General features: G+C 70.9%; 14 protein-coding genes. 11 read left to right on the forward strand and 3 right to left on the reverse strand.

Translation table 11 applies throughout. From position 1 onward, the window contains the following. Positions 1-31 precede the first annotated feature (31 nt). Positions 32-871 carry a GntR family transcriptional regulator gene (locus tag R2B67_RS05150; RefSeq protein ID WP_317816640.1) on the reverse strand — a complete coding sequence of 280 codons (840 nt, stop codon included), beginning with the start codon at positions 869-871 and terminating at the stop codon, positions 32-34. Between the two features lie 288 nt (positions 872-1,159). On the opposite strand from R2B67_RS05150, the gene R2B67_RS05155 reads away from it, so the two are divergent. The 8 genes from R2B67_RS05155 to R2B67_RS05190 all read left to right on the forward strand — a co-directional run bounded on the left by R2B67_RS05155 (position 1,160) and on the right by R2B67_RS05190 (position 11,146). Further along, the gene (locus R2B67_RS05155; RefSeq protein WP_317816641.1) at positions 1,160-2,422 is read left to right on the forward strand and encodes an extracellular solute-binding protein; all 1,263 of its coding nucleotides are present in this window, start codon (positions 1,160-1,162) and stop codon (positions 2,420-2,422) included. Positions 2,423-2,464: 42 nt separating this feature from the next. Continuing rightward, positions 2,465-3,445, forward strand: coding sequence for a carbohydrate ABC transporter permease (locus R2B67_RS05160; protein ID WP_317816642.1), 981 nt, complete (start codon positions 2,465-2,467; stop codon positions 3,443-3,445). Beyond that, positions 3,442-4,287, forward strand: coding sequence for a carbohydrate ABC transporter permease (locus R2B67_RS05165; RefSeq protein WP_317816643.1), 846 nt, complete (start codon positions 3,442-3,444; stop codon positions 4,285-4,287). Before R2B67_RS05160 ends, R2B67_RS05165 begins: the two co-directional genes overlap by 4 nt. A 58-nt stretch (positions 4,288-4,345) precedes the next feature. After that, positions 4,346-5,995: a beta-N-acetylhexosaminidase gene (locus R2B67_RS05170; protein ID WP_317816644.1), complete on the forward strand. Its 1,650-nt coding sequence runs from the start codon at positions 4,346-4,348 to the stop codon at positions 5,993-5,995. After that, a complete protein-coding gene (locus tag R2B67_RS05175; protein WP_317816645.1) occupies positions 5,992-7,440 on the forward strand; it encodes a cellulose binding domain-containing protein in 1,449 nt (482 codons plus the stop codon). The genes R2B67_RS05170 and R2B67_RS05175 overlap by 4 nt, the downstream gene beginning before the upstream one ends. Positions 7,441-7,679: 239 nt before the next feature. Then, positions 7,680-8,519: a TIM barrel protein gene (locus tag R2B67_RS05180; RefSeq protein ID WP_317816646.1), complete on the forward strand. Its 840-nt coding sequence runs from the start codon at positions 7,680-7,682 to the stop codon at positions 8,517-8,519. A gap of 68 nt (positions 8,520-8,587) precedes the next feature. Continuing rightward, positions 8,588-9,481: a 2-hydroxy-3-oxopropionate reductase gene (locus R2B67_RS05185; protein ID WP_317816647.1), complete on the forward strand. Its 894-nt coding sequence runs from the start codon at positions 8,588-8,590 to the stop codon at positions 9,479-9,481. A 207-nt stretch (positions 9,482-9,688) separates the two neighbouring features. Beyond that, positions 9,689-11,146: a catalase gene (locus tag R2B67_RS05190; RefSeq protein WP_317816649.1), complete on the forward strand. Its 1,458-nt coding sequence runs from the start codon at positions 9,689-9,691 to the stop codon at positions 11,144-11,146. Positions 11,147-11,448: 302 nt separating this feature from the next. Here R2B67_RS05190 and R2B67_RS05195 read toward each other — a convergent pair whose 3' ends face one another. Then, positions 11,449-12,366 carry a pyridoxamine 5'-phosphate oxidase family protein gene (locus tag R2B67_RS05195; protein ID WP_317816650.1) on the reverse strand — a complete coding sequence of 306 codons (918 nt, stop codon included), beginning with the start codon at positions 12,364-12,366 and terminating at the stop codon, positions 11,449-11,451. Between the two features lie 149 nt (positions 12,367-12,515). Then, a complete protein-coding gene (gene gcl / locus R2B67_RS05200) occupies positions 12,516-14,300 on the reverse strand; it encodes a glyoxylate carboligase (RefSeq protein WP_026241960.1) in 1,785 nt (594 codons plus the stop codon). A 283-nt stretch (positions 14,301-14,583) separates the two neighbouring features. On the opposite strand from gcl, the gene R2B67_RS05205 reads away from it, so the two are divergent. The 3 genes from R2B67_RS05205 to R2B67_RS05215 all read left to right on the forward strand — a co-directional run bounded on the left by R2B67_RS05205 (position 14,584) and on the right by R2B67_RS05215 (position 16,220). Further along, the gene (locus tag R2B67_RS05205; protein ID WP_317816651.1) at positions 14,584-15,306 is read left to right on the forward strand and encodes a hypothetical protein; all 723 of its coding nucleotides are present in this window, start codon (positions 14,584-14,586) and stop codon (positions 15,304-15,306) included. Between the two features lie 77 nt (positions 15,307-15,383). Continuing rightward, the gene (locus R2B67_RS05210) at positions 15,384-16,013 is read left to right on the forward strand and encodes a GNAT family N-acetyltransferase (RefSeq protein ID WP_317816652.1); all 630 of its coding nucleotides are present in this window, start codon (positions 15,384-15,386) and stop codon (positions 16,011-16,013) included. A gap of 9 nt (positions 16,014-16,022) precedes the next feature. Beyond that, positions 16,023-16,220, forward strand: a complete 198-nt coding sequence (locus R2B67_RS05215; protein WP_317816653.1) for a hypothetical protein — start codon at positions 16,023-16,025, stop codon at positions 16,218-16,220. Positions 16,221-16,222: the final 2 nt, after the last annotated feature.

The raw sequence follows: 16,222 nt of genomic DNA on the forward strand, positions 1-16,222 counted from the left end.
CATCCTGCGCAACGTCGTACGGGGCCCCCGCTCAGGCCCCCGTCTGGATGTCCCCCCTGGTCGAGGACGTGATCGCGTCGCCGTGCGCGAAGTCGCCCGGCGGGATGCCCGGGTGGTGGCCCTCCCGGTCCGGGGCGACCTCGGCGGCCGGGCCGAGGGCGAGGCGGGAGACGATCCGGTAGCGGTCGCCCCGGTAGAGCGAGTGGACGTACTCCACCGGGCGGCCGGACGTGTCGGAGGTCAGCCGTTCGAAGAGCAGGGCCGGGGAGAGCTCGGGCACGTCGAGCAGCTTCGCCTCGGCGCGGGTGACGACGGTGGGCTCGATCGCCTGGACCGCCTCGTGGACGTGCACGCCGTGCGTGGCGCGCAGATGCTCGTACAGGTCGCCGTTCTCCAGCTCCTGCGCGCTGAGCCCGGGCACCAGCTCGGCCCGGATGTGCAGGTGCTCGATGGCCATCGGCGCCCCGTCGACCAGCCGCAGCCGGGCCACGTAGACGATCTCGGCGGCGGGTGACATCCGCAGCTTGCGGCCGACCCGGGCCCCCGCCTGGAGGGTGGTGAACTCCAGCAGCCGGCTCGACCAGGCGCCCGCCGCCTGCGGCACGGTCAGCGACCGGTCCCCCGCCACCAGCTCCTGGGTGATCTTGGCGGGCGCGACGAACATGCCCCGGCCGTGCTCCCGCACCAGGAGCCCGGCGGCGACCAGCTCGTCGACGGCCGCGCGCACGGTGGGCCGCGATACGCCGAGCAGGGAGCACAGGGCCCGCTCCGAGGGGATCGCGTCGCCGGGGCTGCGCGACTCGATCAGCTCCAGCACGGCATCGCGCGTCCGCTCCCGTTTGAGCACCGTTCCCGGCACATCCGCGTCCATGCGCTCCCCTTCCCGACGGGCCTGTCTCTCTTACCAGTTGATCTGGCCGTGAACCCAACTGGCCTGCTGGTCAGGCGAAGTGTAGCGCTTACCTAGGGCCGTCAGGGTGCACGTGTTACGCACAGGTCACCAAATCGCCTTTGTACGCAGGGGGTTGACGGCCTCATTGGTCTATGCCACCTTCAACCCCCATCGAGAGGTGAGCTGTCCAGTGGACATCACTGGTCAGGTGGTCAGGTGGTCGGGCCGGACTCAGGTCGGACTCATTTCTGCTTTCCGAGGTGAACCGTGAAGTACCGCTTGCTTGCCGGTGGGTCCGTGCTCGTTCTGGCCGCCGCGCTCAGTGCCTGTAGTTCCCCGTCCGACTCCGCGAGCGGGGACGGACGGACGACGGTGGACGTGTGGCTGATGCGCGACAGCGTCTCGGACGCGTTCCAGAAAGAGTTCACCGCGGACTTCGAGAAGCGTCACCCGAAGATCGACGTGAAGATCCAGATCCAGGAGTGGGACGGCATCGGCCAGAAGATTACCGCCGCCCTGGCCAGCAACGACGCACCCGACGTCATCGAGGCGGGCAACACGCAGGTGGCGCAGTTCGCCGAGAGCGGCGGGCTGCTCGACCTCAGCGACCGCAAGGACGAGCTGAACGGCGCGGACTGGCTGAGCGGCCTGGCGGAGCCGGGGGCGTACGAGGGGAAGCAGTACGGCATCCCGTACTACGCGGCCAACCGGGTGGTCATCTACCGCACCGACCTCTTCGAGAAGGCGGGCATCGACGCGAAGGCGATCAAGACCCGCGACCAGTGGATCGACGCCACCACCCAGCTCAACAAGGGCGGTACGCAGGGCATCTACCTGCCCGGCCAGATGTGGTATGCGCTCGCCGGCTTCATCTGGGACGAGGGCGGCGACCTCGCCACCGAGTCCGGGGGGAAGTGGTCCGGCGCGCTGGACACCCCCGAGGCGCTGCGCGGCATGGCGTTCCACGAGAAGCTCCAGGCGCTCGGCAAGGGGCCCAAGGACTCCGACGAGGACGACCCGCCGCAGGCCGAGCTGATGGCGCAGGGGAAGGTGGCCCAGCTCATCTCCACCCCGGGCGGGGCCAACGTGATCGTGGAGAAGAACCCGGAGCTCAAGGGCAAGCTCGCCTTCTTCCCCATCCCGGGCAAGGCCGCGGACACGCCCGGCTCCGTCTTCACCGGCGGCTCCGACCTCGTCGTCCCGGCAGCGGCGGCCCACCCCGACGAGGCGGTCACCTTCATCAAGGAGCTGACCGGGGACACCTGGCAGAAGAAGCTCGCCGTCGCCATGAGCTACGTACCGAATCGCACCTCGCTCGCCTCCGCCGTGGCCGGTGACCCGGGTGCGGCGGCGATGGCGGTCGGCGCCGCCGAGGGCCATGCCACGCCCAACACCCCGGGATGGGCGGCGGTCGAGGCGGAGAACCCGATCAAGGACTACATGACGGCCGTGCTCACCGGGGGTGATCCGGCCAAGGAGGCGGCGAAGGCCTCGCAGGACATCACCCGGGCGATGAACGCCGGTTCCTGACCCGCACCCATCCGACCACCAGCCACAGGAAGGAGGCGTGCCGTGCCGGTCGCCGTCGAACCGACCTCAGCACCCCGCACACCCCGGCAGCGGCCGGCCCCGCGCCCCGCCGCCCGCAGAAAGCCGGCGGGCCGCGCGCACGGCCTCTGGCCGTACGCGCTGATCGCCCCCGCCATCGGCGGCATGCTCTATCTGCTGGTCTACCCGCTGGTGCGGGCCGTCCTGATCTCCTTCCAGGACTTCCGGCTCCGCCAACTGATCAGCGGGAACGCCGAGTTCGTCGGGCTGCGGAACTACCGCACGCTGCTGGCGGACCCGCGGTTCTGGGAGGTGGTCCGCCGCACCTTCCTGTTCATGGCGGTCAACGTCGTCCTGATCATGGTCATCGCCACGCTGGTCGCCCTGATGGTGGAGCGGCTGCGGCGGGTCGGGCGGACCGTGGTGCTCTGCTCGCTGGTGCTGGCCTGGGCGATGCCGGTGGTGGCGGCGACCACGGTGTTCCAGTGGCTGTTCCACTCGGAGTTCGGCATCGTCAACTGGGCGCTGACCTCGCTCGGCCTCGACTCCTTCGAGCGCTATCCGTGGTTCGCCAACGGGACGGCCGCCTTCGCCATCCTGGTGACGCTGATCGTCTGGCAGTCGGTGCCGTTCGCCGCGATCACCCTGTACTCCGCGCTGACCACCGTGCCGCTGGAGCTGTACGAGTCGGCGCGGCTGGACGGTGCGGGGGCGGGGCGGATCTTCCGCTCGGTGACCTTCCCGATGCTCCGGCCGATCTTCCTGCTGGTCTTCTCGCTGGAGGTGATCTGGACGTTCAAGGCGTTCGTCCAGATCTGGGTGATGACCCGCGGCGGGCCGGGCGACGCCACCACCATCCTGCCGGTCTACGCGATGCAGACGGCCCTCTCCAGCCAGCGGTACGACCTGGGCTCGGCCGCCTCGATGGTCACCGTGGTCCTGATGTCCGGGGTGCTGGTCCTCTACTTCCGCCAGATGTTCCGCCAGGAGGACGAGACCCGATGAACGCCCGTACCGTACGCCCCCGACTGCGGCGCCTGCCCCTGAACATCGCCGCCGCCGTGACGGTCGTGGTCTGCCTCTTCCCCGTGTACTGGATGATCTCCACGGCCTTCAAGCCGTCCAAGGACATCCAGTCGGCCGACCCGCAGCTCTTCCCGCACACCTGGACCCTCACCCACTTCCAACGGGCCGTGGACGCCGACGGGTTCGCGCTGTTCTGGCGCAACAGCATCCTCGTCACCCTGGGCGCGGTCCTGCTCGCGCTGCTGGTGGCGCTGGGCGCGGCGTTCGCCGTGGCGCGGATGCGGTGGAAGGGCCGGCGGCAGTTCATGCTGATGGTCTTCATCGCGCAGATGGCGCCCTGGGAGTCGCTGATCATCCCCATCTACATCATCTCCCGGGACACCGACATGCTGGACCGGCTGCCGACGCTCACGCTGATCTACTTCATGATCACGCTGCCGTTCACCATCGTGGTGCTGCGCGGCTTCATCGGGACCATCCCGCCGGAGCTGGAGGAAGCGGCCCAGGTCGACGGCTGCACGCGGACCGGGGCGTTCTGGCGGGTGGCGATGCCGCTGCTGGCGCCGGGGCTGATGGCGACCTCGCTGTTCGGCTTCATCACGGCGTGGAACGAGTTCGCCTACGCCAACTTCCTGATCATCAAGCAGCAGGACAACCGGACCCTGCCGGTCTGGCTGTCGTCCTTCCAGAACACCTTCGGCACCGACTGGGGCGCCACGATGGCCGCCTCCACGCTCTTCGCGCTGCCCGCCCTGGTGATCTTCCTGCTGCTCCAGCGCCATGTCACCTCCGGCTTCGCCGCCGGTGCCGTCAAGGGCTGAGAGGCCGGGACCCCCCGCACCCGCCCCCGTAAGCCCGCGAACCGAACCCGGAGACCCCGTGCCCGCATCGCGCCCCGACCTCGCCCTCCTCCCCCGGCCCAGCAGGATGTCCTCACTCGGCGGCCGGCTCACACTCGACCGCGACACCACCGTCCGCGCCCTCCCGGGCGCCGAACCGGCCGCCGCCCTGCTGCGCTCCCTGGTCGGCCCGGCCGCCGGGCTGCCGCTGGAGCCGTCACCGGAGGGCCGGGTCGTGCTGGCGCTGGACGAGCAGCTCGGTGGCCTCGGCGAGGAGGGGTACGGACTCACCGTCGGCCCGCAGGCGCTCCTCCTGCGGGCCGCCCATCCGACCGGGCTGCTCCGGGGCGTCCAGACCGTACGCCAACTCCTGCCCGCCGAGGCCCTGTCGGGCGTTTCTGCAACCGGCTCCTGGGAGCTGCCGTGCGTCGAGATCACCGACGTACCGGACCGGCCCTGGCGCGGGGCGATGCTGGACGTGGCGCGGCACTTCCGGCCGATCGGCTATCTGCGCCGGTACGTCGACCTGTTGGCGCTGCACAAGCTGAACACCCTGCACCTCCACCTCACCGACGACCAGGGCTGGCGGATGCCGGTCGACGCCTACCCCCGGCTGATCTCGGTCGGGGCCCGGCGGGCCCGGTCGCAGCGGGGGCCGAGCGGCCCGGACGGGGTGCACCTCGACGCCGTACCGCACGAAGGGGCGTACACCAAGGCGGAGTTGCGGGGGCTCGTGCGGTACGCGGCGGAGCGCGGGGTGACCGTCGTGCCGGAGATCGAGATGCCCGGCCATGTCCGGGCCGCGCTCGCCGCCTATCCGGAGCTGGGCAACCACCCGGAGCGCCGGCTGGACGTGTGGGACCGGTGGGGCGTCTGCGACACGGTGCTCGGGGTGCACGAGGAGGTGTTCACCTTCTGCCGGGCCGTGCTGGAGGAGGTCATGGACGTCTTCCCGTCGCCGTACATCCACATCGGGGGTGAGGAGTGCCCGACCACCGAGTGGGAGAACAGCCCGGCCGCCCGGGAGCGCGCGGCAGCCGAGGGGCTCGCGGACCCGGCGGCGCTGCACGGCTGGTTCATGGGCCGGATCGGAGCGTTCCTCGTGGAGCGGGGCCGGATCCCGCTCGGCTGGGCCGAGACCGGCACCGAACTCCCCCTGGAATTCACGGTGATGACCTGGCGCGACCCCTCCCACGCGCTGGCCGCCGCCCGCCGCGGCCACCAGGTCATCGCCGCCCACCACCGGGCCACCTACCTGGACTACGCCCAGTCCGGCGACCCGTCCGAACCGGTCGCGCAGCCCGGCGCCCCGGTCACCCTGCACACGGTCCACGGCTACGAACCCGCCCCGCAGGAGTGGGCGGAGGCCGAGCGGGCCCGGGTGCTCGGGACGCAGGCCCAGCTGTGGACCGAGTACGTCCGCACGCCCGAGGAGATCGAATACCTCAGCTACCCGCGGCTCTGCGCGCTCGCCGACCGTTCCTGGTCCGGCGGGCACGGCGACTGGCCGGGGTTCGTCGAGCGGCTGCGCCACCACACCGCCCGGCTGGACGCCCTGGGCGTCCCCTACCGCCCGCTGGACGCACGGTCGCTCGAAGAGGCCGCGTACGCGTCCCCGCCCTCAGGAACAGCGCGACCCCGCTCGTCACCACTCCCCCACCACCGTTCCGGAGAGGAACTGAACCCGTGAACACATCACGCAGGAAGCCCCAGAGGTCCAGGCTGCGCACCGCCGCCGCCTCGGCCGCCGCGGTGGCCCTGGCCGCCACCGGGCTCGCCGCCCTGCCGTCCTCGGCGAGCGCCGCGGCGGACGGGATCGTCGTCCAGTACCGTACGAGCGCGTCCGGCGCGAGCGCCGACCAGAGCGAGCCGTGGCTGAAGGTGCGGAACGCCGGCTCCACCTCCGTACCGCTGAGCAGTGTCAAGGTGCGGTACTACTTCAAGGCCGACTCGGCCTCCGCCGCCTACCGGTTCGCCTGCTCCTGGGCGGTGAAGGGGTGCGCGAACATCACCGGCACCTTCGGCACGCTCGCCAGCCCGACGGCCACCGCCGACCGTTACCTGGAGATCGGCTTCACCCCGGGCGCGGGCTCGCTGGCGCCGGGCGCGGACACCGGGGACATGCAGCTCCGCTTCCACCAGGCATCCTGGGCCTCGCTGATCCAGTCCGACGACTACTCCTTCGGTCCGGAGCGGACCACGTACGGCGACTGGTCCAAGGTGACGGCCCAGGTGAACGGCTCGCTCGTCTGGGGCCAGGCGCCCGCCGGCAACGGGCCGACCGACCCGCCGGACCCGACGGACCCGCCGACCGACCCGCCGGGTGACGGGGCGCGGCTGTTCGACGACTTCAACTACAGCTCGCACACCGACCCGAAGATCGGCGCGAACGGCTGGTCGGTGCGGTCCAACTCCGGCGGTCCGGGGGTGCCGGGCGCGACCTGGGCGCCGGAGAACGTCACCTTCGCCTCGCAGAGCGGGAACTCGGTGATGAACCTGGAGACCTCCACCGCCGGGACGGGGGCCTCGACCAAGCACACCGAGATCCTGACGAAGTCGATGAAGTTCAAGAACGGGACGTACGCGTCCCGGGTGAAGTTCAGTGACGGGCCGCGCTCGGGTCCGGACGGCGACCGGATCGTGCAGACGTTCTTCACGATCAACGACCTCAAGGCGCCGATGGCGGACGACTACGCGGAGTACGACTTCGAGTACCTCCCCAACGGCGGCTGGGGCGAGCCGGCCAACATCCTCTACACCACCTCGTGGGAGACCTACCGGCCCGACCCGTGGGAGGCGGTCAACGCGCACAGCGAGGTCCGGGCGTCGTACGCGGGCTGGCACGACCTGGTGCTGACCATCGACAACAACCAGATCACGTACTACGTCGACGGCCAGCACTTCGGGACGCACGGCGCGGCCTTCCTGCCGGAGCGGCCGATGTCGATCAACTTCAACCAGTGGTTGATCGACCTCCAGGGGCAGCCGAGCACCACACCCCGGTCCTACGACCAGCAGGTGGACTACGTCCTGCATGTGAAGGACCAGGTGCTCACCCCGGCTCAGGTGAACGCGCTGGTCGGGTCGTACCGCAGTGCGGGGAAGACGTTCGAGGACACGGTGCCGGGCAGCTAGAAGCGGCATCTAGGGCCTGAGAGCCGGGCGGGGCGGGGGTCGACGGCGGCCCCCGCCCCGCTTTCGCATGCCCAGGAGTGCTGCCGGGAGGGGTTCGAAGGCGCCCGGGCCACCGATCCCGTACGCCGCCGACCGGGGCGAATTTCGCCGTACCCCCTTGACAGCCCCGCCACCCCCCAGGCAATCTTCCGTTAAGCAGAAACTAACTTCCGCAATACGGAAGGAGCGCCGAAACCCTCATGGGATACCCGGACCAGCGCTTCGATGTGAACCTTTCGATCCTCTTCACGGAACTCCCGCTCCTGGAGCGTCCCGCGGCAGCCGCCGCGGCGGGCTTCACGGCGGTCGAGCTGTGGTGGCCCTGGATCGAGACCCCGACCCCCATCCGGGCTGAGCTCGACGCCCTCAAGAAGGCGCTCGACGACGCCGGCACCCAACTGGTGGGGCTGAACTTCTACGCCGGACAGCTGCCCGGCCCCGACCGCGGCGCGCTCTCCGTGCCCGGCACGGAGTCGGACCGCTTCCGGGAGAACATCGAGGTGGCGGCCGACTTCGCCGCCTCGGTCGGCTGCACGGCGCTCAACGCGCTGTACGGCAACCGCGTCGAGGGCGTGGACCCGCAGGTGCAGGACGCGCTCGCCCTGGAGAACCTGGTGCTGGCCGCCCGCGCGGCGGACCGCGTCGGGGCGATCCTCCTCGTCGAGACCCTCAACAAGCCGGAGTCGCCGCTCTATCCGCTGGTGAGCGCACCGGCCGCGATCGAGGTCGTCGACAAGGTCAACGCGGCGACGGGCCTCGGGAACGCCAAGTTCCTGCTGGACCTGTACCACCTGTCGATGAACGGCGAGGACCTGAGCCAGGTCATCAAGGCGTACGCCGCGAAGACCGGCCACGTCCAGATCGCCGACAACCCGGGCCGTGGCGCGCCGGGCACCGGCACCCTCCCCCTGGAGCGGCTCCTCGACGAGCTGAAGGACGCCGGTTACGCGGGCTGGGTCGGCCTGGAGTACAAGCCGGGCGACCGGCCGAGCGCGGAGGCCTTCGGCTGGCTCCCGGCATCGGCCCGAGCCGCCGGCTGACCGGCCGGGTTCACCGCGGGGTGAGTCCAGCCCCCTTACGTACACACGTTTTTCAGGAAGGCACCCTCATGAGCAACAACCTCCCCAAGGTCGCCTGGATCGGTCTCGGCATCATGGGCTCCCCCATGTCGGAGAACCTGATCAAGGCCGGTTACGCCGTCACCGGATACACCCTGGAGCAGGACAAGATCGACCGGCTGGTCGCGGCCGGCGGCACCGGCGCCTCCTCGATCGCGGAGGCGGTCAAGGACGCGGATGTCGTCATCACGATGGTGCCCGCCTCCCCGCAGGTCGAGGCCATCGCCTACGGCCCCGAGGGCATTCTGGAGAACGCGAAGCGCGGCGCGCTGCTGGTGGACATGTCCTCCATCACCCCGCAGACCTCCGTGGACCTCGCCAAGACCGCGGCCGACAAGGGCATCCGGGTCCTGGACGCGCCGGTCTCCGGCGGCGAGGCCGGGGCCATCGAGGCCGTGCTCTCCATCATGGTCGGCGGTGAGCAGGCGGACTTCGACGCCGCGAAGCCGCTCCTGGAGGCTCTCGGCAAGACCATCGTGCTCTGCGGCCCGCACGGCTCCGGCCAGACGGTGAAGGCGGCCAACCAGCTGATCGTCGCGGTCAACATCCAGGCCTGCGCCGAGGCCGTGGTCTTCCTGGAGAAGTCCGGGGTGGACCTGGCCGCCGCGCTGGACGTCCTCAACGGCGGTCTGGCCGGCTCGACCGTGCTGACCCGCAAGAAGGACAACTTCCTGAAGCGGGACTTCGCCCCCGGCTTCCGGATCGACCTGCACCACAAGGACATGGGCATCGTGACCGACGCCGCCCGCAACGTCGGCGCCGCTCTGCCCGTCGGCGGTGTGGTCGCCCAGCTGGTCGCCTCGCTGCGCGCCCAGGGCGACGGCGGCCTCGACCACTCGGCGCTGCTGCGCTCGGTCGAGCGGCTCTCCGGCTCCCAGGTCTGACCTCCAGGCTCCCCAGCCTGACCCCCGCTCCGTAAGGAGCCCCTGATCTCCGGGCCGCGGTGGCGCTGACACCTGTCCTGTCGCGCCCAGGCGCTGCCGCGGCCCGGAACCACACACTTCGTTTTCAACAAACTGTTGACGTTCTCTCTGTGGCGAACCTACGCTCCTCAAGCCGTCAGCAGCTCGTACGAAAGGTCATCCCGCCACATGGCTAAGCGTGTGCTCACGACCGAGTCAGGCGCCCCGGTCGCCGACAACCAGAACTCCGCCACCGCCGGTGTCGGTGGACCGATCCTCCTCCAGGACCAGCACCTCCTGGAGAAGCTCGCCCGCTTCAACCGTGAGCGCATCCCGGAGCGCGTGGTGCACGCCCGTGGCTCCGGCGCGTACGGCTACTTCGAGGTGACCGACGACGTCACCGGCTTCACCCGCGCCGACTTCCTCTCCGAGGTGGGCAAGCGCACCGAGACGTTCATCCGCTTCTCCACCGTCGCCGACTCGCTCGGTGGCGCGGACGCGGTCCGTGACCCGCGCGGCTTCGCCCTCAAGTTCTATACGAACGAGGGCAATTACGACCTGGTCGGGAACAACACCCCGGTGTTCTTCATCAAGGACCCGATCAAGTTCCCCGACTTCATCCACTCGCAGAAGCGCGACCCGTTCACGGGCAAGCAGGAGCCGGACAACGTCTGGGACTTCTGGGGCCACTCCCCCGAGGCCACCCACCAGGTCACCTGGCTGATGGGCGACCGCGGCATCCCCGCCTCGTACCGTCACATGAACGGCTTCGGCTCGCACACCTACCAGTGGACGAACGCGGAAGGCGAGGCCTTCTTCGTCAAGTACCACTTCAAGACCAACCAGGGTGTGCGCTCCCTCTCCAGCGAGCAGGCCGCCGAGCTCGTCGGCAAGGACGCCAACTCGCACCAGACGGACCTGCTCCAGGCCATCGAGCGGGGCGTCAACCCGTCCTGGACGCTGCACGTCCAGGTGATGCCGGCCGCTGACGCCGCCGACTACCGGTTCAACCCGTTCGACCTCACCAAGGTGTGGCCGCACGCCGACTACCCGCTCCAGCGGGTGGGCCGGCTGGTGCTGGACCGGAACCCGGACAACGTCTTCGCCGAGGTCGAGCAGGCCGCGTTCTCGCCGAACAACTTCGTGCCCGGCATCGGCCCGTCCCCGGACAAGATGCTCCAGGGCCGGCTGTTCGCCTACGCGGACGCGCACCGCTACCGCCTGGGCGTCAACCACACCCAACTGCCGGTCAACGCCCCCAAGGCGGCCGAGGCCGACAACTACGGCCGCGACGGGGTGCACGCCACCCGCTACGGCTCGCGCCACGACAAGAACTACGAGCCCAACTCGTACGCCGGTCCGGCCCAGACCGACGCGGCGCTCGCCGCCCCGCTCGCCATCCACGGCTGGACGGGCACCTACGAGACGGCTGCCCACGCCAAGGACGACCACTTCTTCCAGGCGGGCGAGCTGTACCGGCTGATGTCCGAGGAGGAGAAGGGCCGCCTGGTCGCCAACATCGCCGGAGGCCTCTCGCAGGTCACCCGTGACGACGTGATCGAGAAGAACCTCGCCCACTTCCACGCCGCCGACACCGACTACGGCAAGCGCGTCGAGGAGGCCGTCCGCGCCCTGCGCGAGGACTGAGCCTCCCCACAGACCCTGCCCGCACCGCGCACCCGGATGAGGGGTGCCGCGCGGGGCGGGCAGGACGACGAGGCCGCGGCGGCTGTGCGATGCCAGTGCGGTGGTGAAGGATCCGGGGACCGTCTTCTGACCTGAAGGAGACGCCCTCACCCGGCTCCGATCGCCGCCGCCGCGGTCCCTGTCATACCCGAGTACCACTTCTCCACCACCCCCGATCGAGGGCGCGGAGTACGGATACGGTCCCGTACTGCGCGCCCTCTTCGGCATGTCTACATCCAGGCCGGGGCCCCGCCGGACACCCCCTACCCCTGCGCCACCGGCGGGTTGAACCGGGAGAAGTCCGGATCGCTCCAGCGCAGCCGTACCGCGTCCTGGGTCTCCTGGACGGCCTCGATCCGGAACTCCACGATGCGCTGCGCGCCCGGTACGGCGGCCGCCTCCGCTCCGTCCCAGACGGTGTGGGCGATGCCGGAGAGCTGGAGGAGGTCGCCGGTCTCCCAGTCGGGAACCAACAGCCCTGCCTGCGGGTGGAGTTCGAGGTTGCCGAGGGTGAGGAACATGGCATTGCCCGCGTAGTCGGGCCAGCGCAGCCGGGTGGGCGAGAGGACCTGGAGGAAGCCGGGGTTGCCGCCCCGGTGCGAGGCGTCCGCGTCGCCGTCCGGGGAGGCGGTGGCGATGAAGAAGCTGTCGGAGGTGGCGAGGGTGAGCTGCTGGACGGTGGTCAGCGCCTCTCCCCGGCGGACCAGCGTGCGGCGGCCGCCCCGGTCCGGCGGGAGCAGGGCGTACGCCCGCTTCTGGAGGTACTTGGGGCAGTTGCCGATGACCTGGTCGAGAGCGACCCGTACGCCGTCGGCCTCGGGGACCGAGGTCCCGTTGAGGCGGATACGGCGCCGGGTGGCCGGTTCGATGGCGATCATGCCGACCCGGGTGCCGGGCTCCCGGAGCGCCGCGCCGAGCGGGTCGTCGGGCGCGGGCAGGGCGCCGATCGTCAGGGTCTTCGGGTCCGGCACCCCGAGGAGGCCGGGCTCGCCGGTGAGCAGGGTGGACCAGAGCCGCCCGGAGGCGTCGGCCGCGCCGATGACGATCATCGGCAGGCGGGCCAGGAAGACCGCCGCAGCGTCGGGCACGGCGTCGCGGATGGCCCGGAGCGAGCCGGCCGCCGGGTCGCGCAGTCCGGCCCGGTGCTGGACGGCGAGTTCGCCGTGGTGGTAGTCGGCCATGGTCCGCTCCCCCGCCCTTCGGCCGCCGGTGGGCACGCGTCCCGGACCGGGCGGGCCTCCGGGGTGAGCGTACCTCCGTACAGGGGAAGGCCCCCGCCCCGGAGAGGAATCCGGGACGGGGGCCTGACTCAGGGGCAGTTGACGCGCAATCAGGACACGGTCAGCGGGCGGATCGCGGTCGGGGCGTGGGACGGGTCCGTGGCGATGTCCTCGAACTCGTTGACCGAGGCGATGTCGGTGCCGCTCATCGCGATGTTGGTGACCCGCTCCAGGATCGCCTCGACGACGACCGGGACCCGGAACTCGGCGGCGAGCTTCTTCGCCTCCTCGAAGGCGGGCAGCAGCTGGTCCGGCTCGGTGACCCGGATGGCCTTGCAGCCGAGGCCCTCGACGACCTTGACGTGGTCGACGCCGTAGACGCCCAGCTCCGGGGAGTTGAGGTTCTCGAACTCCAGGTTGACCTGGAAGTCGATGTCGAAGTTGCGCTGCGCCTGGCGGATGAGGCCCAGGTAGGAGTTGTTCACCAGGACGTGGACGTACGGGATGCGGTGCTGCGCGCCGACGGCCAGCTCCTCCAGCATGAACTGGAAGTCGTAGTCGCCGGAGAGGGCGACGACGGTGCCCTCGGGGTCGGCGGTTGCGACGCCGAGCGCGGCCGGGATGGTCCAGCCGAGGGGGCCCGCCTGGCCGCAGTTGATCCAGTGGCGCGGCTTGTAGACGTGGAGCATCTGCGCGCCGGCGATCTGGGAGAGCCCGATGGTGGTGACGTAACGGGTCTCGGGGCCGAACGCCCGGTTCATCTCCTCGTAGACGCGCTGCGGCTTGAGCGGCACGTTGTCGAAGTGGGTGCGGCGCTGGAGGGTGGCCTTGCGCTCCTGGGTGGAGGCGGCCCAGGCCGAGCGGTCCGTGAGCTTGCCCGCGGCCTTGAGCTCGCGCGCCACCTCGACGAAGAGTTCCAGCGCGGCCTTGGCGTCGGAGGCGATGCCGAGGTCGGGGGCGAAGATCTTGCCGAGCTGGGTGGGCTCGATGTCGACATGGACGAAGGTGCGGCCCTGGGTGTAGACGTCCAGCTTGCCGGTGTGGCGGTTGGCCCAGCGGTTGCCGATGCCGAGGACGAAGTCGGACTCCAGGAAGTTCGCGTTGCCGTAGCGGTGCGAGGTCTGCAGGCCGACCATGCCGGCGTTCAGCTCGTGGTCGTCGGGGAGGATGCCCCAGCCCATCAGGGTCGGGATGACGGGGACGCCGGTCAGCTCGGCGAACTCCACCAGCAGCTCGGAGGCGTCGGCGTTGATGATGCCGCCGCCCGCGACGAGCAGCGGGCGCTCCGAGGCGTTCAGCAGCTCCACGGCCCGCTCGATCTGCTTGCGGGAGGCGGCGGGCTTGTGCACCGGGAGGGGCTCGTACAGCTCGGGGTCGAACTCGATCTCGGTGAGCTGGACGTCGATCGGCAGGTCGATGAGGACCGGGCCGGGACGGCCGGTGCGCATCAGGTGGAAGGCCTGCTGGAAGACGCCGGGGACCTGGGCGGCCTCCAGGACGGTGGTCGCCGCCTTGGTGACCGGCTTGGCGATCGACGCGATGTCGACGGCCTGGAAGTCCTCCTTGTGCAGGACGGCGGTCGGGGCCTGGCCGGTGATGCAGAGGATCGGGATGGAGTCGGCGATGGCGGAGTACAGACCGGTGATCATGTCGGTGCCCGCCGGGCCCGACGTACCGATGCAGACGCCGATGTTGCCGGCCTTGGCCCGGGTGTAGCCCTCCGCCATGTGGGAGGCGCCCTCGACGTGCCGGGCCAGCGTGTGCTGCACCCCGCCGGAGGCCTTGAGGGCCGCGTAGAAGGGGTTGATCGCCGCACCCGGCACACCGAACGCGTTGCTGACGCCTTCGCGCTTGAGGATCTCGACTGCCGCACGGGCAGCGGTCATACGAGGCATTGAGTGCTCCTGCTCGGGATTGGTGGAGTCGGGCTCTGTCGCGCCACCTGAGAGCACCAATTCCGTATCGCGGAAATTCAGTTCTGCTATACGGAAGCAATCTAAAACGCGGCGGGGTCGCCGTCAAGAGCGGGCACGGTCGCCGTGAGGAGCGGGCACGTTCGACCGGTGGCGGAAAGTGCGCGCATTCCCTCCCCAGAACCTCGCTCCTGGTGGACGATGGGGTGACGAGGGAGGCACGGAGCGCAGTCGTCCTGCGGGGCCGTGCCGGAGGGAGACGAACGTGACGTCCGTGCCGGTACGGTGCCCGGTCTGCAGCCGGGACCATGCCTATGTCGCACCGGCCTACCCGTGCCCGTGCGGAGCGCCCACCGCCCCACCGCTGCTGCCCGGCGCCCCGGCGCTCCAGGTCACGCGGCGCACCTGGGACGAGGACTGGGTCACCGTGCGCTGCACGGCCTGCGACCGGCGGGACCAGTGGCCCCAGCCGGAGCTGTGCTGCCCGTGCGGGGCCCTGCTGCGGATACCGGTGCGCCCGGTGGACGAACCCGCGCCCGAGCCCGCGCCGCCGCCCGGCCACGACGCCCCGGCGCACATCCCGCTGCCGCGCACCGCCGCCCACCCGCGCCCCTCGTTCCGGCCGCGGACGATCCGTACCGGCCACGACGCGGTGAGCGCGGCCGCCCTCTACCTCACCTGGCTCGGCTACCGCGAGGTGGCCCGGCCACGGGTGCGCACCGCCGGCGGGATCGATCTGCGGGCCACGGGGCTCGTCGCCCAGGTCGACGCCACGACCCGGCCGGTGGAGCTGCGCGCGGTGGAGTGCCTGTGGCTGAACGCCCTGGGCGCGTCGGCGGCCGGGGTGTTCTTCTCGCTCGCGGGGTACGGGGCCGAGGCGCGGGCCCGGGCGGACGGTGTCGGCCTCCCGCTCTTCGTCATGGACCTCACGGGGGCGCCGCAGCCGGTGAACAGCCCGGCGGACGAGCTGGTCAGCACGGGAGCCTGAGCGCCGGGCTCTTCCTCCGGGGGTCGTTTTCGGGCCACCCCGTACCGGTGCCCCGCCCGGCGCGGCACACTGAGTACATGCGTATCCGCTCCGCCAGACGCTCCGATCTCCGCCTTCTCCAGGACATCGAGCGCGCCGCAGGGGAACCCTTCCGCACCCTCGGCATGCATTCCGTGGCCGACGACGATCCGCCCCCGCTCGACCTGCTGGAGAGCTACCGGCGGGCCGGACGGTGCTGGGTGGCCACCGATCCCCTCTCCGCCACCGGTGACCGGCCGCTCGGCTATGTGATCGCCGACCCCGTCGACGGGGCCCTGCACATCGAGCAGATCTCGGTGGACCCGTTGGCGGCCCGCCGGGGGATCGGCCGCACGCTGATCGACCGGCTCGCCGCACTCGCCCCCGGGCAGGGCCTCACCGCGCTCACCCTGACCACCTTCAGCGATGTGCCGTGGAACGCCCCGTACTACGCGCGCATCGGCTTCCGGGTGCTGCACGACCGCGAGCTCACCGACGGGCTGCGCACGATCCGCGGCGAGGAGGCGCAGCACGGCCTGGACCGCTGGCCCCGGGTCTGCATGCGCCGCGACCTGCTGCCGGCGCAGCCTTCGGCACCGACACCGATGCCGACACCGGCAACGGCACCGAACCCGGCGTCCGCACCGGCGCCTGAGTCGGCGTCGGTCGCTGTCAGTGGTGCCCCGTAAGCTAAGGGCATGGATTTAACTCCACGTCATACCGCACAGCCCGCCGCCGCGTCCGCCGCCCAGGCGAACGAAGCCATCCGCGCGCTCGTCGACTCACGCGCGGGCCAGGACTGGTCCGCCACCGAGTCCGCGACGTACGAGGTGCTGCTCATCGAGTGGGCGGCGGCGACCCGGTCGGACGGCTCGGACATCATCGAGGCCGCCTGACC

It is taken from the genome of Streptomyces cyaneofuscatus (genome assembly GCF_033109485.1).
Lineage (GTDB): Bacteria > Actinomycetota > Actinomycetes > Streptomycetales > Streptomycetaceae > Streptomyces > Streptomyces cyaneofuscatus.

Excerpts from the sequence above, each read along its gene's own strand:
- R2B67_RS05150 (WP_317816640.1), bottom strand. The coding sequence starts at position 871 with ATGGACGCGGATGTGCCGGGAACGGTGCTCAAACGGGAGCGGACGCGC.
- R2B67_RS05180 (WP_317816646.1), top strand. The coding sequence starts at position 7,680 with ATGGGATACCCGGACCAGCGCTTCGATGTGAACCTTTCGATCCTCTTC.
- R2B67_RS05195 (WP_317816650.1), bottom strand. The coding sequence starts at position 12,366 with ATGGCCGACTACCACCACGGCGAACTCGCCGTCCAGCACCGGGCCGGA.
- R2B67_RS05215 (WP_317816653.1), top strand. The coding sequence starts at position 16,023 with ATGGATTTAACTCCACGTCATACCGCACAGCCCGCCGCCGCGTCCGCC.
- R2B67_RS05210 (WP_317816652.1), top strand. The coding sequence starts at position 15,384 with ATGCGTATCCGCTCCGCCAGACGCTCCGATCTCCGCCTTCTCCAGGAC.
- gcl (WP_026241960.1), bottom strand. The coding sequence starts at position 14,300 with ATGCCTCGTATGACCGCTGCCCGTGCGGCAGTCGAGATCCTCAAGCGC.
- R2B67_RS05165 (WP_317816643.1), top strand. The coding sequence starts at position 3,442 with ATGAACGCCCGTACCGTACGCCCCCGACTGCGGCGCCTGCCCCTGAAC.
- R2B67_RS05190 (WP_317816649.1), top strand. The coding sequence starts at position 9,689 with ATGGCTAAGCGTGTGCTCACGACCGAGTCAGGCGCCCCGGTCGCCGAC.
- R2B67_RS05185 (WP_317816647.1), top strand. The coding sequence starts at position 8,588 with ATGAGCAACAACCTCCCCAAGGTCGCCTGGATCGGTCTCGGCATCATG.